This window comes from Marinobacter sp. KMM 10035, assembly GCF_046537445.1.
Taxonomy (GTDB): domain Bacteria; phylum Pseudomonadota; class Gammaproteobacteria; order Pseudomonadales; family Oleiphilaceae; genus Marinobacter; species Marinobacter sediminicola.
Window position 1 is genome coordinate 2397613 of the sequence record NZ_JBBVMG010000001.1, and the last position, 20501, is coordinate 2418113.

General features: G+C 53.5%; 16 protein-coding genes and 2 pseudogenes. 14 read left to right on the top strand and 4 right to left on the bottom strand.

Annotated features, from left to right (window positions below; genetic code table 11):
- Positions 1-49: 49 nt before the first annotated feature.
- The 12 genes and pseudogenes from accD to cobA all read left to right on the top strand — a co-directional run bounded on the left by accD (position 50) and on the right by cobA (position 13337).
- Entirely contained in the window at positions 50-976 is a 927-nt protein-coding gene (gene accD / locus AADB16_RS10700; protein ID WP_309043410.1) for an acetyl-CoA carboxylase, carboxyltransferase subunit beta, read from the top strand.
- Positions 960-2282, top strand: coding sequence for a bifunctional tetrahydrofolate synthase/dihydrofolate synthase (gene folC, locus AADB16_RS10705; protein WP_410803174.1), 1323 nt, complete (start codon positions 960-962; stop codon positions 2280-2282). Before accD ends, folC begins: the two co-directional genes overlap by 17 nt.
- 90 nt (positions 2283-2372) lie before the next feature.
- On the top strand, positions 2373-3044 hold the full coding sequence (locus AADB16_RS10710; protein ID WP_410803642.1) for an SPOR domain-containing protein: 672 nt from the start codon (positions 2373-2375) through the stop codon (positions 3042-3044).
- A gap of 91 nt (positions 3045-3135) precedes the next feature.
- Complete coding sequence (locus tag AADB16_RS10715; RefSeq protein ID WP_200200770.1) at positions 3136-3672, top strand: CvpA family protein; 537 nt, start codon at positions 3136-3138, stop codon at positions 3670-3672.
- A 34-nt stretch (positions 3673-3706) separates the two neighbouring features.
- On the top strand, positions 3707-5233 hold the full coding sequence (gene purF / locus AADB16_RS10720) for an amidophosphoribosyltransferase (RefSeq protein WP_410803176.1): 1527 nt from the start codon (positions 3707-3709) through the stop codon (positions 5231-5233).
- A 26-nt stretch (positions 5234-5259) separates the two neighbouring features.
- Complete coding sequence (locus tag AADB16_RS10725) at positions 5260-6495, top strand: O-succinylhomoserine sulfhydrylase (RefSeq protein WP_410803178.1); 1236 nt, start codon at positions 5260-5262, stop codon at positions 6493-6495.
- A 13-nt stretch (positions 6496-6508) separates the two neighbouring features.
- Positions 6509-7127 (top strand): annotated as a pseudogene (locus AADB16_RS10730) (DNA translocase FtsK 4TM domain-containing protein); the annotation flags it as partial.
- Between the two features lie 467 nt (positions 7128-7594).
- Positions 7595-9097, top strand: a pseudogene (locus AADB16_RS10735) (DNA translocase FtsK); the annotation flags it as partial.
- A 12-nt stretch (positions 9098-9109) separates the two neighbouring features.
- Positions 9110-9769 (top strand): outer membrane lipoprotein chaperone LolA, encoded by a 660-nt coding sequence (gene lolA / locus AADB16_RS10740; protein ID WP_309043416.1) that lies wholly within the window; start codon positions 9110-9112, stop codon positions 9767-9769.
- A gap of 1 nt (position 9770) precedes the next feature.
- On the top strand, positions 9771-11108 hold the full coding sequence (locus AADB16_RS10745) for a replication-associated recombination protein A (RefSeq protein ID WP_410803180.1): 1338 nt from the start codon (positions 9771-9773) through the stop codon (positions 11106-11108).
- A 100-nt stretch (positions 11109-11208) separates the two neighbouring features.
- Positions 11209-12483: a serine--tRNA ligase gene (serS, locus tag AADB16_RS10750; RefSeq protein WP_410803182.1), complete on the top strand. Its 1275-nt coding sequence runs from the start codon at positions 11209-11211 to the stop codon at positions 12481-12483.
- A complete protein-coding gene (gene cobA, locus AADB16_RS10755; RefSeq protein WP_410803184.1) occupies positions 12480-13337 on the top strand; it encodes a uroporphyrinogen-III C-methyltransferase in 858 nt (285 codons plus the stop codon). The genes serS and cobA overlap by 4 nt, the downstream gene beginning before the upstream one ends.
- 68 nt (positions 13338-13405) lie before the next feature.
- On the opposite strand, the gene AADB16_RS10760 is transcribed toward cobA, so the two are convergent.
- The gene (locus AADB16_RS10760) at positions 13406-14482 is read right to left on the bottom strand and encodes a 3-deoxy-7-phosphoheptulonate synthase (RefSeq protein WP_309043419.1); all 1077 of its coding nucleotides are present in this window, start codon (positions 14480-14482) and stop codon (positions 13406-13408) included.
- 174 nt (positions 14483-14656) lie between these two features.
- Between AADB16_RS10760 and AADB16_RS10765 the strand changes: the two genes are divergently transcribed.
- Positions 14657-16480 (top strand): DUF1631 family protein, encoded by a 1824-nt coding sequence (locus tag AADB16_RS10765; protein ID WP_410803186.1) that lies wholly within the window; start codon positions 14657-14659, stop codon positions 16478-16480.
- A 31-nt stretch (positions 16481-16511) separates the two neighbouring features.
- Positions 16512-16925, top strand: coding sequence for a PilZ domain-containing protein (locus AADB16_RS10770; protein WP_410803188.1), 414 nt, complete (start codon positions 16512-16514; stop codon positions 16923-16925).
- A 69-nt stretch (positions 16926-16994) separates the two neighbouring features.
- Here AADB16_RS10770 and AADB16_RS10775 read toward each other — a convergent pair whose 3' ends face one another.
- The 3 genes from AADB16_RS10775 to AADB16_RS10785 all read right to left on the bottom strand — a co-directional run bounded on the left by AADB16_RS10775 (position 16995) and on the right by AADB16_RS10785 (position 20501).
- Positions 16995-17780 (bottom strand): enoyl-ACP reductase, encoded by a 786-nt coding sequence (locus AADB16_RS10775; RefSeq protein WP_309043422.1) that lies wholly within the window; start codon positions 17778-17780, stop codon positions 16995-16997.
- 66 nt (positions 17781-17846) lie between these two features.
- Positions 17847-19463, bottom strand: coding sequence for an ABC transporter ATP-binding protein (locus AADB16_RS10780; protein ID WP_410803190.1), 1617 nt, complete (start codon positions 19461-19463; stop codon positions 17847-17849).
- A gap of 12 nt (positions 19464-19475) precedes the next feature.
- Positions 19476-20501: an ABC transporter permease gene (locus tag AADB16_RS10785; RefSeq protein WP_309043424.1), complete on the bottom strand. Its 1026-nt coding sequence runs from the start codon at positions 20499-20501 to the stop codon at positions 19476-19478.

Sequence of the window (20501 nt, forward strand, 5' to 3'; positions counted from 1 at the left end):
GAAAGTTGGAAGGTGAGGGCGGACAGGAATCAAAGGACAGGATGAAACCATGAGTAACTGGCTGGACAAGATAATGCCGGGCAAGATTCGCTCGGAATCCAATCGCAGAACAGGTGTTCCTGAAGGGCTTTGGAAAAAATGTCCCAAATGTGGAGCCTTCCTCTACAAGCCGGAGCTGGAGAAGAATCTGGATGTTTGCCCTAAGTGTAATCATCACCTGAGGGTTGCCGCCCGTCGCCGTCTTGATATTTTTCTGGATCCGGAAGACCGCGAAGAAATCGGAGCAAACCTTGAGCCGTGGGATCGTTTGAAGTTCAAGGACACCAAGCGCTATAAAGATCGCCTCGTGCAGGCTCAAAAGGCCACAGGTGAGAAAGATGCTCTTGTTGCCATGAAAGGCAAAACACTGGGTGTTCCACTGGTGGCCTGCTCCTTTGAATTTGGCTTCATGGGTGGTTCCATGGGTCAGGTAGTTGGCGAGAAGTTCGTTCAGGCTGCCAATGTAGCGCTTGCCGAGCGTATTCCTCTGGTTTGTTTTTCTGCCAGCGGTGGCGCACGGATGCAAGAGGCCATTCTTTCGCTGATGCAGATGTCCAAAACAGCAGCCGTGCTCGAGCGCATGAAGCAGGAAGGCATTCCGTATATCTCTGTGATGACCGATCCGGTTTTCGGTGGAGTATCTGCGAGTTTGGCGATGTTGGGAGATCTCAATATTGCCGAGCCCAACGCGCTCATTGGGTTTGCTGGTCCTCGCGTGATTGAACAAACTGTTCGTGAAAAGCTTCCTGAAGGCTTTCAGCGTAGCGAGTTCTTGCTTGAACACGGAGCTATCGACATGATCCTGCACCGTCACCAGATGCGTGAGCGTATTGCCCACGTGTTGGCGAAGTTCACCGGCCAAGACCGTCCGGGAACCGACGAGCCCATTGAATTTGAGATAACGGAAAAGCCAGACGCTGATGTTCCAGCCGAGTAAATCGCAATCCCAGCCCCCGAAAGCACCGGGGGCTGGTGCTTCCCTTAATGACTGGCTGTTCTGGCTGGAATCGATCCACCCCACCGAAATTGATCTTGGGCTCGACCGGGTACTTGTGGTTCTGCGCCGGATTTTCCGTAACAAGCCCAAAGCGCGCGTAATTACTGTTGCCGGGACCAACGGCAAGGGCAGCACAGTGGCAACCCTTGAGGCGCTGTTGAGGGCCCGAGGCCGTCGCACCGGTGTCTATACGTCACCGCATCTACAAAATTACAACGAGCGTATTCGCGTTGATGGTCAAGATGTTGATGATGCGATTCTGATATCTGCATTTGAAAAGGTGGAAGCCGCTCGCGGTTCAGTAACTCTGACGTATTTTGAGTTTGGTACCCTGGCCGCATTTGTCGTTCTGAATGATGCGGGTGTCGAGGACTGGATTCTTGAGGTAGGCCTTGGTGGTCGTCTCGATGCCGTCAATGTGATTGATCCGGATCTTGCGATTATTACCTCAGTGGATATTGACCACGTGGCGTTTCTTGGGGACAACCGCGAGGTTATCGGGTTCGAGAAGGCCGGTATTCTTCGGCCCGGCATACCCGCGGTGCTTGCCGATACGGATCCACCGCGTTCAGTAATCCAGCAGGCAGTTGCGCAGAAGGTCATGCTGGCAAGAGTAGGTGAGAATTACACAATTGATGAGCTTACCGGCAGTACAGGTGAGCCCGGGTTCACTTTGCATGTTCAGAATCAAGCCATAAGATTGCCGGCCGGACCCTTGCCTGTTCCGAGTGTGGCAGCTGCTGCGGTGGCAATACTGACACTTGAGCCGGACATGCCGGTAGTTTCAATCGAGGCTGCCTTGGCTGAGGTGTCTTTGCCGGGACGGTTCGAGCGCCTTGGGCGCAAGCCTGATATATACGTTGATGTGGGCCACAATCCCCATGCCGCCCGCTGGCTTTCCGCAAGGTTAGAGGCCCTGAAAGGTGCAAGCAGCAAAGTGCATGCGGTGTATGCGGCGCTGGCCGATAAAGATGTCGTGGGCGTCGCCCATACCATGGCCCCGACGGTTGATCACTGGCACTTTGCCGGGCTGAGCGTGCCCAGAGGCTTGAGTTCTGAAGCCCTTCGAACCAAGCTTGGCCCTTGCGAATTACCTGCTGTGTGTGTACACGATTCCGTAGCCAGAGCCATTGAAAAAGCCCGGGTGGATGCTGGCCCGAATGACATTATTATTGTTTTTGGTTCGTTTTTTACGGTCGCAGAGGCGCGCTTGATACTTATGCGAGCATTAGAGGGTGAGCCTTAAACTTTGTCCATAGCTTGCCGCAGGGCTTGGAGTTATGGCTGGCGGGCAGTTAGTATGACTCTGGGAAAAATGAGCGAGGAGCCAAGAAACGTGGATGGACTGAAGCAAAGAATCATTGGGGCGCTGGTTCTTATTTCGCTGGCTGTTATTTTTGTCCCTATGGTTTTCGATGAGCCTCATTCGGAGCGCACCTCCACCTCAATTAATATCCCTGAGGAGCCTCCTTTCCCGGAAGTTGAAACGCCGGTGTCAGATTTGGCAGCGCCACCTGCTTACCAGCAAGATACTGCGGGTAGTTCAGGTTCCGGTAATAAAGGCTTCCGAATCCTTGAAGACGATGGATCTGCAGCGCAGCCTGTACCAAGTGCTCCTGCAAACCCCGCCGCCGATGTGGCAAAGCCTGTACAGGCGGAACCTTCACAGCCGAAGCCGGTTGCGTCTTCTTCCCAACCTGCCGCATCAGAGTCAAAGACACCAGAGGCTGATACTGATCAGAAAAATGCAGAGTTCACTCGCTCGTTAGAAGGTGCCTGGGTTGTTCAGTTGGGTAGCTTTGGTGATGGTGACAATGCGCGCCGTCTCCGTGATAACGTTCGCAAGGCGGGATACAGTTCCCATCTTCAGGAAGTCGTTCGTGGTGATAGCACGCTCACGCGGGTTTTTAGTGGTCCTTTCGCTGAAAAATCCAAAGCAGAAGCTGCCAAACGCGACCTTGATGAAGCCTTCAAGTTGAACAGTCTGGTCACTTCGGGCGACAAATAACGCTTTTGGTCTGCTTTATGTCAATCAGGCGTTTTGGCACACAGCCGTTTCCTGATAGAATTCGCGCTTCCTTTTCTCCACCGGGACTTCCATGGAAGCGCTGATCTGGATCGACTGGGTCATCATTGCCCTCATTACAGTTTCCACTCTCATCAGTCTGAAACGGGGCTTTGTCAAAGAAGCTTTGTCGCTCGTGACGTGGGTGGGCGCGTTCATACTTGCCCGAACCTTCCACCCCCAAATGCAGGCGTTGCTCGAGAACACGGTAGAAACGCCGCTGGTACGCCTGATTGCCGCGTTTGCCATTCTCTTTTTTGGCACTCTCATTGTTGGCGCTATTATCAATAACATGATTGGTCATCTGGTCCGTGCTACGGGGCTGTCAGCCACTGATCGTGTTCTCGGCATGGGGTTTGGATTGCTGCGCGGCATTGTTGTTGTGATTGTTGCGATAGCATTCATTCGTTACACCCCTCTGGCCCAGGACACCTGGTGGAGGACATCCGTCATGATAGATCGACTGGGGGTGGTTGAAGACTGGTCCCGGCGAACATTCGGTGACGAGTTTGCGCGTTTTCTGGCACCAGAATCTCAAAAGGCCGTGGAACCCACGTCCGCATCCCGATAACATTCAGAATTAACACCCGGAGATCATCTTATCCATGTGTGGCATTGTCGGCATTGTCAGTAGTTCCCATGTCAATCAGTCGCTTTATGATGCGCTGACTGTACTTCAGCACCGAGGCCAGGATGCGGCGGGTATTGTAACGTTCCAGGATGATCGCTTTTTTCTGCGTAAAGACAATGGCTTGGTGCGGGACGTGTTCCATACCCGTCATATGCACCGTCTTGTGGGCAACGTTGGCATAGGCCACGTACGGTACCCCACCGCAGGCAGTTCCAGCTCGGCTGAATCCCAGCCTTTCTATGTAAACAGCCCTTACGGTATTACTCTGGCTCATAACGGCAACCTGACGAATGCCGACGAACTGAGCCAGGACCTGTTCCGCACAGACCTGCGTCATATCAACACCAACTCGGATTCAGAAGTGCTGCTTAACGTTTTTGCACATGAACTGCAAAAGCTGGGTAAGTTTGATCCGACCAAAGATGAAATTTTCTCTGCGGTTCGGGCCGTACACGAACGTTGCCGCGGAGCCTATGCCGTTATTGCCATGATCACCGGCTACGGCATTGTTGGATTTCGCGACCCGAATGGCATACGCCCGGCGTGTTATGGTGAGCGCACAGATGAGAACGGCCGTAAGGAATATATGATTGCGTCCGAGAGTGTTGCTCTCAGTGCTGCGGGTTACACCCTTGTGAGAGACATCGCTCCTGGCGAAGCGGTCTACATCGAAACTGATGGCACACTTTACACGCAGCAATGCGCCGCCGCACCGAAGTTGTTCCCCTGCATTTTCGAGCACGTTTATTTTGCGCGCCCGGACTCCATTATGGATGGTGTGTCGGTCTATAAAGCGCGACTGCGTATGGGTGAAACCCTCGCAGACAAAGTGCAGCGTGAGCGCCCGGACCACGATATCGATGTGGTTATGCCAATTCCTGATACCAGCCGCACATCTGCTATGCAAATGGCCCACAGGTTGGGGTTGAAGTTTCGTGAAGGCTTCATAAAAAATCGCTATATCGGTCGCACATTTATCATGCCTGGCCAGACCATGCGCAAGAAGTCTGTGCGTCAGAAACTGAACCCCATTGAGCTTGAGTTCAAAGGTAAAAACGTCATGTTGGTGGATGACTCCATTGTTCGGGGTACCACCTGTAAGGAAATTGTTCAGATGGCCAGAGATGCTGGTGCCAGAAAGGTGTACTTTGCCTCTGCCGCACCCCCGGTTCGCTATCCTAACGTGTACGGCATCGACATGCCGTCAGCCAGCGAACTGATTGCTCACGATCGAACAGTGGACGAGATTCGCGACCAGATTGGTGCCGACTGGCTGCTGTATCAAGACCTGGAAGACCTTGTGACCTGCGTCAGTGATGTAAATGACAACATTGATGGCTGGGAGTGTTCCGTGTTTACCGGTGATTATGTAACCGGAGATATAGATGCGGCCTATCTGAATCGCCTTGATGCAGCGCGTAATGACATCCAGCGTTCAGGTGGCGGAGATGGTATGTCTGGTGACAATGGCGTTATTGACCTTCACAACGACGAAGACTGATTACCGAGCCTGACCAGGAGATGCTCATGACTTTTCACCGCGAAGAAACTGCCCAGATTCCCGAATCGGATCTTGAGGGTATGTGTCTCGATACTCTGGCGGTGAGGGCAGGGCAGTTGCGCACGGCTCAGCTAGAGCACAGCGACGCCATTTTCCCTACGTCGAGTTTCGTCTATGCCAGTGCCGCTCAGGCAGCGGCACGGTTTGGTGGTGAAGAGCCGGGTAATATCTACTCCCGCTTTACTAACCCGACGGTTCAGGCATTTGAGGGACGCATCGCTGCGATGGAGGGCGGAGAACGGGCGGTCGCAACCTCATCTGGCATGGCTGCCATTCTCAGCACTTGCATGGCGCTGCTGAAGACGGGCGATCACGTCATTTGCTCCCGTGGTGTATTCGGAACCACCAATGTGCTGTTCCAGAAATACATGGCGAAATTTGGTGTTGAAACGTCGTTTGTGAGCCTTACAGATGCTCAGGAATGGGATGGAGCAATGCGCCCGAACACACGCATGCTGTTTGTTGAAACCCCGTCCAACCCCCTTTGCGAAGTGGCGGATATGGCGGCATTGGCAAAGCTTGCCCATGACAATAACGCGCTGTTCGTGGTGGACAACTGCTTCTGCACGCCGGTACTGCAGCGGCCTCTGGAACACGGAGCAGATATCGTCATCCACTCCGCGACCAAGTATCTCGATGGCCAGGGCCGCTGTGTAGGTGGTGTTGTGGTTGGTCCGACAAAGCTCATGGATGAAGTCTATGGCTTCCTGAGATCCGCAGGCCCGACAATGAGCCCATTCAATGCTTGGGTCTTTCACAAAGGCTTGGAAACCTTACCAATCCGTATGCGAGCCCATTGCGACAATGCGCTAGAGTTGGCGGTGTGGCTGGAAGAACAGCCAGCCGTGGAGCGGGTATACTACGCCGGGCTTCAGAGCCATCCACAGCATGAGCTTGCAAAAAAGCAGCAGAAAGGATTTGGTGGGGTGCTGTCATTTTGTCTGAAGGGCGGTCGGGAAGAGGCCTGGAAGTTTATCGATGCCACCCGGATGATTTCCATTACCGCTAATCTGGGCGATGTTAAAACCACCATTACCCATCCGGCCACAACGACTCACGGGCGCTTATCGCCGGAAGATAAGTCCAGGGCCGGCATCACCGAGAATCTTTTGCGTGTTTCGGTGGGTATAGAAGCAGTCGAAGATCTGAAAACAGACTTGTACAGAGGCTTTCAGGAACTTCAGAACGCAAGCAACACTTAACGTTTGAGTATTCATGGCCGAATCTGCAAAAGCGAAGCAATCACCACAGAACCTGACAGAGAAACAGCTGCGCTTCCGTCGCCTTGCTGCACAGGGTGCCCGTGAAGGTGCGGTGATCGGGCTTATTGCCCTTTGCATCTATTTGGCCATGGCACTTGTGACCTTTAATCCTGCAGACCCTGGTTGGGCGAGCATCGGGCACGACACTAGCGTGTTGAACGCGGCGGGCCGCTCTGGTGCTTGGCTAGCAAGCCTGCTTATGGACTTTTTCGGTCACGTCGCCTACTTGTTCCCGATGATGGTGGCAGGCTACGCCATCATGCTGATCCGTAGGCGTAATGATTCTCTGGATCTGCACTGGCCGCTCTTTCTGATGCGATTCGGTGGCTTTCTGTTGATATTGCTGTCCGCGACCAGTCTTCTCTCACTCTACTCTGTATTTGGTCTTGGTGCCTCGTCAGGGGGAGTGCTCGGCACCGCTGTTTCAGACGCAATGATTCGCTTTTTTAACCTGCCTGCAACCACGCTTTTGCTTATAGCGATCTTTCTTTTTGCCCTGACAGTGACGGTTGGTTTGTCATGGTTCTGGCTTATGGACCAGCTTGGCGGGCTTACCCTTCGCTTCGGGCAGTATCTTAAAAAGCTTGTGCAATCAGACAAAACGAAGACGGCCCCGGAGAAACCTGCCCAGCCTGAATTGAGCGCTGTCGAGAGAAAGCCAAAATCAACAGCCCGGATTAGCCAGCCTGACAATGATGCTATGCAGGACAAACCAGGCAAACGGTGGTGGCATAGTATTCCCGGGTTTGGGCCAGCCAAGGCTCCCAAGCCAAAAGCCCGAGCCAGCGAACGGCAGGAACCTGCGATTGACGGTTTTTCTGCCAATGAAGATTCGGAACCTGCACGCCTGGAAAGTTTCAGCTCCCGGGACGATGCGCCAGCGAAAGCTCGCAGCCAGTCATCGGAATCAAACAAGGGAAAAACACCGCCAGCCGCCGGTGGGCGCGCTCTGAAGATATCCCCGTTCAAAAAGAATGAGCAACCACCGACAAACAATGGCAAAAACACTCAGCCTTCGCTGCTGGAGGATATAGAGAGCCCGATTCCGCCTATATCCCTGCTTGACCCACCCGAGGAGCATAAGGAAAGCGGTTATTCCGAAGAAGCTCTGGAGCATATGTCCCGATTGCTTGAGGAAAAGTTGGGCGATTTTGGTGTGTCTGTAGAAGTGGTTGAAGTTAACCCCGGCCCGGTGATCACTCGCTTTGAGATCAAACCGGCAGCAGGCGTCAAAGTTAGCAGAATTTCCAATCTTGCCAAAGACCTGGCGCGCTCACTTGCGGTATTGAGTGTGAGGGTTGTAGAGGTTATTCCCGGGAAATCAGTAGTCGGCATCGAGATTCCAAATGAAAAGCGGGAAATCGTTCGGCTTAGCGAAGTCCTCGGTTCTCGTGTATTCAAAGAATCCAGTTCGGCGCTTACCATGGCTCTGGGTAACGATATTGGCGGCAATCCCATGGTTGCCAACCTCGCCAAAATGCCTCACCTGCTGGTTGCCGGTACCACTGGTTCTGGTAAATCTGTCGGCGTGAACGCCATGCTGCTCAGTATGCTTCTGAAGGCAGGGCCTGAGGATGTTCGCTTCATCATGGTGGACCCCAAGATGTTGGAACTCAGCATCTACGATGGTATTCCCCACCTGCTGGCGCCCGTTGTTACCGACATGAAAGAGGCTGCAAATGCACTGCGTTGGTGCGTGGCAGAGATGGAGCGTCGATACCGGTTAATGTCCACGCAAGGCGTACGAAACCTTGCCGGCTACAATCTTAAAGTTAAAGAAGCCGCTGCCGCCGGTGAGCCATTGCTGGACCCGCTTTGGAAGCCTGACGAGTACCTTGCGGACGATGAGCAACAACGCCCGGAGCTTGAGCATTTGCCGTTGATCGTTGTTGTTATCGATGAGTTTGCCGACATGATGATGATTGTTGGCAAGAAGGTAGAAGAGCTGATCGCGCGTATCGCCCAGAAGGCGAGAGCGGCCGGTATCCACTTGATCCTGGCGACGCAGAGGCCCTCTGTGGATGTAATTACCGGGCTTATCAAAGCAAACATTCCAACCCGTATTTCGTTCCAGGTATCGTCCAAGATCGACTCGCGTACTGTTCTTGATCAGGGCGGAGCAGAGCAGCTTCTCGGACACGGCGATATGCTTTATTTGCCACCAGGATCCGGGCTTCCTGTGCGAGTTCATGGGGCCTTCGTGGATGACGATGAGGTTCACCGGGTAGTAAGTGCCTGGAAGGCCAGAGGCGAGCCGGTGTATGTCGACGACGTACTTAATGGCGCTGAAGGCGAACACCTGCCAGGCGTGCCCACTCTATCTGAAGGGGGTGACAATGAAGGCGACGCGCTATTTGATGAGGCGGTCGCTTTTGTAACCGAAGGGCGTAGGGTGTCCATTTCCTCGGTGCAGCGTAAATTCAAGATAGGTTATAACCGGGCGGCCAATCTGGTTGAAGCAATGGAAGCATCCGGAGTGGTCAGCTCAGCCGGCCACAACGGAGCCCGTGAAGTTTTGGCGCCGCCCCCACCCAGAGATTAGGAGTCGTATTTTATGCAACAGCTTTTCCTGAAACGCCTGCCGGCATTGGTTGCGACACTGGTGGTAGCATTCACATTCAGCAATTCACTGATGGCGGATGGTAAAAAGAGCTCAGCAACGGAGCTGGCCTCCTTGCTGAAAAGCTACGAAACCTATCAGGCAGACTTTATCCAGATCGTGGTCAGTGAGAACGGGAACAACGTTCAGGAAACCCGCGGTTCCCTGAAAGCCAAACGGCCAGGGCTGTTTTACTGGGAAACCCGCGCACCTTTGTCCCAGTTTATTGTGAGTGATGGAAGCAGTGTAGAGGTGTACGACCCGGACCTTGAACAGGTAACTGTGCACAATCTGGATGACCGGGTGCAAAACACACCGGCGCTGCTGCTGAGTGGCGAGGTTGATAACCTGGAGGAAACCTACCGGGTTTCTGGCCGCCAGGTCAGCGACGACACCCGTGAATTCACGCTGGAGCCCAAAAATGAGGATTCGCTGTTTGTATCGCTGCGCCTGACCTTCTTCAAGAATGAACTGCAGGAGATGCGCATGCAGGATTCTCTGGCGCAGCTCAGCGTGCTGAGTTTTGATCACATTCGGCTGAATGAATCCGTGGAAAAAAGCGTGTTCAAGCTTGAGTACCCGGAGGGCGTAGACGTAATCCGGGACGAAGGCTGATATGCAGAATAGCCTGTTCACAGAGCAGGTCGGCTTCCGGCCTCTCGCGGCCCGCATGCGCCCTGAAAGCCTCGACGACTATGTTGGGCAGGTGCATCTTGTGGGGCCTGGGAAACCACTACGCAGGGCGGTAGAGCAGGCGCAACTTCACTCCATGATCCTATGGGGGCCTCCCGGAGTTGGGAAAACCACTTTCGCACAATTGCTGGCAAGCGTTGGCGATCTGAGCTTTGAAACGGTGTCGGCGGTTCTCAGTGGTGTTAAGGATATTCGCGCCATTGTTGAACGTGCCCGTAACCGCAAACAATCACAAGGTCAGGATACGCTTTTGTTTGTGGATGAAGTCCACCGCTTTAACAAAAGCCAGCAAGATGCCTTTCTGCCGCACATCGAAGACGGCACGTTTATTTTTGTCGGTGCCACCACCGAGAATCCTTCATTTGAACTGAATAGTGCGTTGCTGTCCCGCACCCGTGTATATGTCCTCAAAAACCTGGACGAAACCGACATTCTGAAACTATTAGGCAGGGCCCTCGCTTCAGAAGAGGGGTTTGGTGGCCAGCTTGCGGTATCGGATGATGTGTTGAAGGTAATGGCCTCTGCATCCGGCGGGGATGCGCGCAGAGCGCTAAACATTCTGGAGATTTCGGCGGATCTGGCTGAGCCTGGCAGTGATGGGAAAAATCGGGTTAATGCCGAACACCTTGAACAGGTGATGCAAACCAGTTTGCGGCGTTTTGATAAGGGCGGAGACGTATTCTTCGACCAGATATCAGCTCTGCACAAGTCTGTAAGGGGCTCAGACCCCGATGGCTCACTTTATTGGCTGTGCCGGATGCTTGATGGGGGTTGTGATCCACTGTACGTTGCTCGCCGCCTGGTGCGGATTGCGAGTGAAGATATAGGTAATGCCGACCCTCGCGCACTGCAGTTGAGCATGGATGCCTGGGATGTTCAGGAGCGCTTGGGCAGTCCTGAAGGAGAGCTTGCTTTGGCACAGGCGGTAACTTATCTCGCGCTGTCGCCGAAAAGCGATGCAGTTTATAAAGCGTACAATCAGTGCATGGCTGACATACGGAGCGATCCGGATTATGAGGTTCCGGTGCATCTGCGCAATGCCCCCACCAAACTCATGAAAAGCCTGGGTCATGGCGACTCCTATCGCTACGCGCACCATGAGCCGGACGCCTTTGCGGCTGGTGAGTCTTACCTGCCGGAGGCCATTCACCAACGCAGGTACTATGAGCCCGTCAACCGGGGTCTGGAAATCAAGCTTTCCGAAAAGCGCCAGCGGCTGGATGCTCTCAATCAACAAAGCCCAAGAAAACGCCATACCTGAACCCCGAACAGGGTTTCTGCAGCGGTAGCCACCGGCGCCGGCACGGGTATAATGGCGAGTTATTCTACATACATCGCAAACCGAAAAATTCAGGATACCCATGCTCGATCCCAAACTCGTCCGTAACCAGACTGAAGAGATCGCCCGCCGGCTGGCCATCAAGAACTTCGTATTTGACATCGCCGCTTTCGAAACTCTGGAAGAGCGTCGCCGCGCCCTTCAGGTAAGTACAGAAAACTTGCAGAGCGAGCAGAATAAAAAGTCGAAGTCCATCGGTAAGGCGAAAGCAGCAGGTGAGGATATACAGCCTCTGCTGGACGAAGTAGAGAGCCTGAAGTCTCGTAAATCGGAGGCGGAAAAAGAGCTGAATGCCCTGCAGCATGAGATCAATGACTTCCTGGCCGGCATTCCGAATCTTCCGGATGCGGAAGTTACCCCTGGCGACAGCGAAGAAGACAACGTTGAAGTTCGTACCTGGGGTACGCCCAAGGCGTTTGATTTCGAGCCTAAGGATCACGTTGCACTGGGGGGTGAACTCGGTGGCCTGGACTTTGAAACCGCCACCCGGCTTGCACACTCCCGGTTTGCGGTTATGCGGGGGCAAGTCGCTCGACTGCACCGAGCTCTTGCGCAGTTCATGCTGAACCTGCACACAGATGAGCACGGCTATTCTGAAACCTATGTACCTTATCTGGTGAACGCCGACGCGCTTTACGGCACAGGCCAGCTACCGAAGTTTGAAGACGATCTGTTCAAGATGCAGGGCGAGCCATCGCTCTATCTGATACCGACCGCGGAAGTACCGGTCACAAACCTGGTATCAGACACGATTCTTGACGCCGCCGAGTTACCTCTGAAAATGGTTTGTCATACACCTTGCTTCCGCAGCGAAGCGGGCTCTTACGGCCGTGACACCCGTGGCATGATTCGCCAGCACCAATTCGATAAGGTTGAGTTGGTTCAGGTGGTTCGTCCCGAAGAATCCGATGCGGCACTGGAAGCGCTTACCGGTCATGCCGAAAAAGTACTTCAGTTACTTGAATTGCCGTACAGGCTGGTCGCTTTGTGCGGCGGCGACATGGGATTTTCAGCTGCAAAAACCTACGACATTGAAGTCTGGCTGCCGGGGCAAGGCAAGTACCGTGAAATTTCTTCATGCTCCAACACCCGCGACTTCCAGGCCCGCCGAATGGGTGCCCGCTGGCGCAACCCGGAAACCGGAAAGCCGGAGCCAGTGCATACACTGAACGGTTCCGGTCTGGCAGTTGGCCGAGCCCTTATTGCCGTTATGGAGAATTACCAGCAAGCGGACGGAAGTATTCTTATTCCCACGGCCCTCAAACCATACATGGGTGGCGCCGAGCGTATTCAATGAGCGACAATCACGGGCAACAGGTTGGATCAGGTGTGGGCGCAACGCCTGCACCGGTCCGCTACAGAACGAATCCGGTTACCTCTAACCCTAACAGCTCGGCGGGTGAGGTTGCTCTGGTGGGCGCTGGCCCCGGGGATCCGGAATTGCTCACGCTGAAAGCATGGCGTCTTATTACTGCTGCAGAGGTGGTGCTATACGACCGATTGGTGTCGCCGGAGATTCTTGCGCTGATTCCGGATTCGGCAGAAAAGATCCATGTTGGCAAACAGCGTGCTAACCACACGCTACCCCAGGATCAGATCAACCAAAGATTAGTAGATTTAGCTAAACAGGGCTTTCGGGTCGTCAGGCTAAAAGGTGGAGACCCGTTTATCTTTGGCCGTGGTGGTGAGGAAATCGAGACGCTGGCCGGGGCTGGCATTCGGTTTCAAGTTGTGCCGGGAATTACGGCAGCGTCCGGGTGCGCGGCCTATGCCGGCATACCGCTGACCCATCGTGATTACGCACAATCCGTGCGCTTTGTGACGGGCCATCTTAAAAATAATACCTGCGATTTACCCTGGAAAGATTTTGTACAAAACAACCAGACGCTGGTGTTTTACATGGGCCTGGTTGGCCTCCCGATTATCTGTGAGCAGCTGATAAAGCATGGAATGGCACCGGACATGCCGGTTGCTCTGATTTCCAAAGGGACGACCCGTGATCAACTGGTCGTTACCGGCAATCTGGAAACCATTGTGCAGCGGGTAAACGATGAAGGCGTGCAGGCACCCACTCTCGTTATCGTCGGCCATGTCGTTGCTTTAAGGGATCGGCTGGATTGGGTAGGCGGCTTGCCAAGCCTGACAGCCTGACTTTCAGAATCGGGCAAACAAAAAGGGGAGCCGCTGGCTCCCCGTTTTTTTATACCCTGATTAAAAACTCAGGTTGTTTTTCTCTTCGGCAACACGTCTTTCAGTTTATTGCGCATGTCGCGAATGGCTTTCTCGGTGGTTTCCCAGTCGATACAGGCATCGGTAACAGATACACCGTATTTAAGGTCTGCGAGATTCTCAGGAATAGACTGGTTACCCCAGTTGATGTTGCTTTCAATCATCAGGCTTTGGATAGAAGTGTTGCCTTCAAGGATCTGGTGGCTGACGTCCTGCATAACCAGTGGCTGAATGGCGGGGTCTTTGCTGGAGTTAGCGTGGCTGCAATCAACCATGATGGATTTGCGCAGGCCGGCCTTGTCGAGTGCTTGCTCGCACAGGGTCACACTGACTGAATCGTAATTAGGCTTTCCGCCTCCGCCACGCAAAACCACATGCCCATACCGGTTACCTTTGGTGCGAATGATCGCCACCTGGCCTTGCTGATCGATGCCCAGGAAGTTATGGGAGTAGGAAACAGACTTCATGGCGTTTACGGCAACATCAAGGCTGCCATCTGTGCCGTTTTTAAAGCCGATGGCCATGGAAAGACCGCTGCTCATCTCACGGTGAGTTTGGGATTCCGTGGTGCGGGCGCCAATGGCGGACCAGGCAATAGAGTCCTGGAGGTATTGGGGCGAAATCGGATCAAGCGCTTCGGTGGCAACAGGTAACCCCAGCTCGTTAATGTCGAGTAAGAGGCGACGACCAAGTTGCAGACCCCGTTCGATATCAAAGGTGTCGTTCAGGTGCGGGTCGTTGATCAAACCTTTCCAGCCTACGGTTGTGCGTGGCTTTTCAAAATACACACGCATAACGATCAGCAGGGTGTCGCTGACTTCATCTGCAAGTTTTTTGAGCCGGGTGGCGTAATCACGGGCCGCGTCCACGTCGTGAATAGAGCAGGGGCCCACCACCAGGAACAAACGATGGTCTTTACCGTCAATAATGTCATAAATCGCCTGGCGGCCATTCGTAACGGTTTGCGCAGCCTTACCAGTGAGCGGCATATCCTGTTTGAGCTTTTCAGGGGTAATCAGTGTTTCCTGGCTCGCCACGTTCAAATTTTCAAGTTTATTGCCGGACATTTTTTGCGGTTTCCCCGATTCTTTTCATTGTAGCCTGGCTGTACTGTGAAATAAGCCAGCAGGACTGCAGATTAACGCGAATAACGCCGGGCGCAGTTGTGGTGAACCCCGGCGAGTTCGTTATACTGCTTTATTTACTGGGCCTTTTCAACGCTTCTTGAGCATGGGGAATGGATGTCACAAAATAGGCCGAAGTCCCACCAAGTGGCTTCGCGGAAGGCGGTTGCCGAAAAAATTGATGATGTGCTTGCCGGTATCCGTGTTCCCAACCTTCCTTACCCCGCGGGTAAGTTGTCGCCAGAAACCGCCAGCGATTGGAAGTCGCTGCTGTTCTCATGCTGGACAGAGCAACGGGATGAGCGAGTAACCCACGTTATTCGTTCTGTGCACCTTGATTGGTCGGTGCGTCAGATCAATGCCGCTTACGTGGCCGATCGCATCATGGATGTATTCCTCAAAACAAGTGGGTTGCATACCGAGATTTCCCGGCGCATTGCCCGGTTGCGCTTCTATCTTGCATGGCGGATGAATATCGATGGTCACCAGGCTTTTAGTAACATGTTGCTGGAGTGGCTTGACAGCTTGCAGGAATGGCGTGGATGGAGTGATTCTGGTGGTCGCTCATCAAAAGCACTTCTCGATCAGTTAGACACGTTGGTTGTTGCGGTTTCTGCATGTTTCAATTCTGGCTCAACCAACGCTGTGGATGCATTTTGTGCTCAGTGGCATGAGGATACAGCCAAGCGTGATGCCCAAACCGGAAAGCTACGCCAACGTTTGCAGGAAACCGAGCAGGGCGCTGCGCGCCAGCGACGTGCAGAGCAGACTTCAAGAGCGCTGATCGGACGCGCTCTGCAGGGGCGGAAGTTACCGCAGCCAGTACTCGATTTTATTTTTGATCATTGGCAAGGCCTTCTTAAACAAGCTGTGTGGGATTCAGGCGTCAACGGTGAAGCGTGTCGCCACGGCAGCAAGTTGTTGGAGTGGCTGGTATGGGTAGGTGACCCCTCCCTGTCAGACAAAGACAGAGATCGTTTGTACCATGTTGGTGAGCAGATTGGAGACCGACTGGTGGATGTATGGAACCGCGTGTTTGATCGCCCTCTTACACCTAACGCGCTTGCCGGCATCGGGACGGTAATGATGTCTAGATTGCGTGGTGAGACCCCCGAATTGACCAATGCACTGCCCGAAAGTCGCAATTTCACATGGAACCCATCCTGGCTCAGCTTTGAAACTTTACAGAATAAACAGTTTCAGCCGTTTGAGGGAATGTGGTTCGTTGAAGGTGAAGGTGCATCTGAACAGCGTCGTTTTTTCTGTGTTTTGCTGGAAGATACAGCTGAAATACTCTGGACTAACGGTACGGGTGTAAAGCTTGGTGTGCAGCCCTGGGATGCCTTCTGTGAAGCCAAGGAGAGCGGCAGCATTCGTCCTCTCCCTGCAGCGACACCGTTTGGTGATGTGCTTCAAGAAACCGTGCTACTACTTTCGGCGGCATATGAGAAGCAACGGGTTCAGCGTGAGGCTGCTGCTGTGGCGGCGAAAGCCCGTGCAGAAGCGCTGCGCAAAGAAAAGGAGGCGGCTGAACTAGCGCGCAAGGAGCAGGAAGCTAAGCGCCTGGCAACGCAGGAGCGTCAGCGACAGGAAGCTGAAGACCAGCGGCTGGCAGATGAGCAGGCGGAGCAGGAAAGGCTCTACAGGGAAAAGACCCTGATTGCGCAAAAACAGGTCGATGAGATAAGTCTTGGTGGCTGGATTGTGGTGAATGCAGAGGAGCCCGAAACTGAAGACGCCCGGCTCAAACTTGCTGTCCGCACCAATGCCTCGAGAAAGCTGATTTTCGTCGACCGGCTTGGGCTTAATCGCTGTGAATTTTTAGAAGATGAGCTGGTGCTGGGAATTGTCGAGGAACGAATTCGTATTCTGGGTGGTGCTGCAGAGTTTGATGACACGCTAAGCAGGGTGGTTGGCCGTATTCGTGTCGGGCGTAACTGATTGGTCCAAAAACAAGAAGCCAGGAAAAATAATGAAAGACACTGACTACACTTTTGGAACACTGGAAGATCCTGCTGGCGGGCAGGATAACCGTATGCAGTACCGCCTAACGGCCCGTGCACAAATTACTCTTGAGTTGGAAGCAGAGTACCCTGGATCGGAAGGCATACCTGGTTCCACAGGGCGAGAAATGGCATGTGACATACGTGATATTTCTGCCAGCGGGCTTTGTCTGCTTTCCGAGGAGTGTCTGTCGGCTGGGGCCTTGTATCCAGTGTCAGTTTCACTGGGGAACCATGAGGAACCGTTTGTACTGACTGTGGAGGTTGTCTGGTGTCGCCCGGAAAGGGCTGGCTATCTGGTAGGGGTGCAAATTGTTGAATCTGCTCAGACTGCGTATGTGGAATGGACAGAGGCTGTGGCTAGCGCAATGGAAACGCCCTAGTTCAGACCGTTTTTATTAAGCTGAAGGAAAGCCAGCGCAAGGCTGGCTTTCCCCATGATACGCAACGAATTACTCTTCCAACTCACCCATGCCGGTGATATTGAACCCACCGTCTACATACATGATTTCACCGGTAATACCGCTGGCCATATCTGACGTCAGGAATGCGGCTGCATTACCCACTTCATCAATGGTTACGTTGCGACGAAGCGGGGCGCGACGGGCGTTTTCCGCCAGCATCTTACGGAAACTCTTGATGCCAGAGGCTGCCAGGGTTCTGATCGGCCCTGCAGAAATACCGTTCACTCGAATACCATCGCGACCGAGGCTGGCGGCCATGTAGCGCACGTTTGCTTCCAGAGAAGCTTTGGCAAGCCCCATCACGTTATAGTTCTGAAGAACCTTCTCCGCACCCAAATAGGTGAGAGTCAGGAGGGAGCTGCCTTCGTGCATCATAGGGCGCGCGCCCTTTGCCAAAGCAACGAAGCTATAAGAGCTGATGTCGTGGGCGATCTTGAAGCCTTCACGTGTGGTCACATCAACATAGTTGCCATCAAGCTCGTGCCCAGGCGCAAAGCCAACGGCATGAACAATAATGTCAATGTTGTCCCAGTGCTTGTTCAGTTCCTTGAACACATTTTCAATTTCTTCATCACTTGCTACGTCGCAAGGGAATATAAGCTTGCTGCCCCAGCCTTCGGCAAATTTCTCTACTCGCGGCTGCAACTTGTCGTTCTGGTAGGTGAAAGCCAGTTCCGCACCTTCGCGGGCAAAGGCGTCTGCAATACCGTAAGCAATGGACAGTTTGCTGGCTACGCCAACAATCAGCGCTCTTTTACCACTGAGTATACCCATGGATCTTTCTCCCTGTGTTCCTGATTTTAGAGCATTATCCCCGAAGTAAGGCAGCAGGAGTAACGCTCAAATAGTCGTAGTGATATTGGCATTTTTCATCTGGTAGAAAAAAGCCGCGTGCAGCAACTCTTGCGTGTATTCTTCTGCGGGAGCCCGGAAAACGTCGTCGGCCTCTCCAATTTCTACAATCGCACCCTGCCTAAGAACCAACAACTGATGGCTAAGCGCCCGGACAACCGCAAGATCGTGACTGATAAAAATATAGCTTAGACCATAGCGTGCCTGAATATCCCGAAGCAGTTCGATGACCTGTTTTTGTACCGTGCGATCCAGGGCCGATGTGGGTTCATCCAGAATAATAAGGTCTGGCTGCAAAACCAGCGCACGGGCAATGGCAATGCGCTGGCGCTGGCCACCAGAGAACTCATGGGGGTAGCGGTGCCTTGCTTCAGGGTCTAGCCCTACATCCTTAAGCGCCGTAATCACCTTGCTGTCGTGGGTATCTCGGTTATCAGCATCGTGTATCTCAAGTCCTTCCCGAACGATTTCGGCAATGGACATCCGCGGGCTCAGGCTGCCAAAAGGATCCTGAAAGACGATCTGAACACGCCGGCGCCAAGGCCGGAAGGCGTTTTGATTCAGTTCCGACAGTTCCTGACCGTCTAACTTTATGCTGCCAGTGCTTCCCGTTAGCTTCAGAATGGCATGGCCAATGGTGGTTTTACCACTTCCGCTTTCCCCCACAATCCCTAGAGTCTGGCCACGATCGAGGCTGAAGCTGACGTGTTTGACTGCATGGAAATGCTCTCTAACCTTGCCGAACAGCCCCTTGCGGGTGGGGAAGCGGACATCCAGGCTACTGACACTCAATAGTGGCTGGTCACTCTTTGGGGCCGCCTGAGGAGCTTCTGGTGGCTCGGCGCTAAGAAGTTTGCGAGTGTAAGGGTGGCTGGGAGAAGCAAACAATGTAGCCGTTTCAGCTTGCTCGACCAGCTTGCCATGCTCCATGACCGCAACGCGGCTGGCATAACGGCGCACAATGGTGAGGTCGTGAGTAATCAGCAAAATGGCCATTCCGAGCTTCTTCTGCAGATCCTGCAACAGCTCCAGCACTTGTTTTTGAACGGTTACGTCCAGCGCGGTAGTCGGTTCATCCGCGATCAGCAGGTCCGGTTCGTTGGCCAGTGCCATGGCAATCATCACACGCTGCTTCTGGCCACCCGAGAGCTGGTGCGGATAGGCGCCAAGGCGGCTCTCGGGGGTTTCGATACCAACCAGCGTTAACAGTTCCAGACAGCGTTTTCTCGCTTGGGACCCTCGCATGCCCTTGTGCAGCTCCAGGGTTTCGCTGATTTGCTTCTCGATGTTGTGAAGCGGGTTCAGAGAGGTCATGGGCTCCTGAAAAATCATGCTGATTTCGCGCCCACGAACCTGGCGTAAGCGTTTATCAGAGGCCTGCAGAAGGTTTTCACCCCGATACCGAATTTCGCCTGTGGGATAGCTTGCGTAACGTTCGTCCAGAAGTCGCAAAACCGACAGTGCAGTAACGGATTTACCTGAACCGCTCTCACCAACCAGTGCCAGAGTTTCTCCTTTATTCAGGCTGAGGGATATGGAATCCACGGCCACTGGCCCCTTGTTGAAGGAGACCGAGAGATTAGTGATTTCTAACAGTTCACTCATATCAGCGCCCTCTTAACCGTTCTTGCGGGGATCAAATGCATCCCGCACGGCTTCCCCTACAAAAACCAGTAGAGTCAGCATCAGTGATAAGGAAGCGAAGGCTGAAATACCTAGCCAGGGCGCATGCAGGTTCGCTTTGCCTTGGGCGATCAGTTCCCCAAGGGAAGGCGAACCGGACGGCAAACCAAAGCCCAGAAAATCCAGTGAGGTCAGGCCAGTAATGGCGCCAGTGAGGATAAATGGCAGGAAGGTCAGGGTTGCCACCATGGCATTGGGTAAAATGTGGCGGAACATGATTTTCCGATTGTCCAGCCCCAGCGCCCTTGCGGCTTTGACGTATTCAAAGTTACGTGCCCGAAGAAACTCGGCGCGAACTACATCAACCAAACCCATCCAACTGAACATCAGCATAATACCGAGCAGCCACCAGAAGTTTGGTTGCACAATGCCCGAGAGAATAATCAACAGGTACAGAACCGGCAGCCCCGACCAAATTTCGATAAAACGCTGACCAATCAAGTCGATCTTGCCGCCGTAAAAGCCCTGGATGGCACCAACCATCACACCAACAATACAACTGGCAAAGGTGAGCGTCAGGCCGAACAAAACCGAAAGGCGGAAGCCGTAAATGACTCGTGCGGCAACATCCCGCCCCTGGTCGTCAGTCCCCAGCCAGTTTACGGAGCTTGGCGGTGCAGGTGAGGGCACCTTAAGGTCATAATTTATGGTGTCGTAGCTGAACCGGATTGGCGGCCAGAGCATCCAGCCATTAGCCAAAATCTCCTCAGCTATAAAAGGGTCCCGGTAATCGGCATCTGTTGGCAAGAATCCACCAAATGTCTCCTCGGGTACGTTCTCTATTACCGGAAAGTAAAGTGTGTCCTGATACGAAATGACCAGAGGTTTGTCGTTTGCAATTAGTTCGGCCACCAGAGTCAGCCCAAAAATTGCCAGAAACGCCCACAACGACCAGTAACCTCGGCGGTTATTGCGAAAGTTACGCAAACGACGCTGTTGAATGGGAGTCAACGCCTTCAC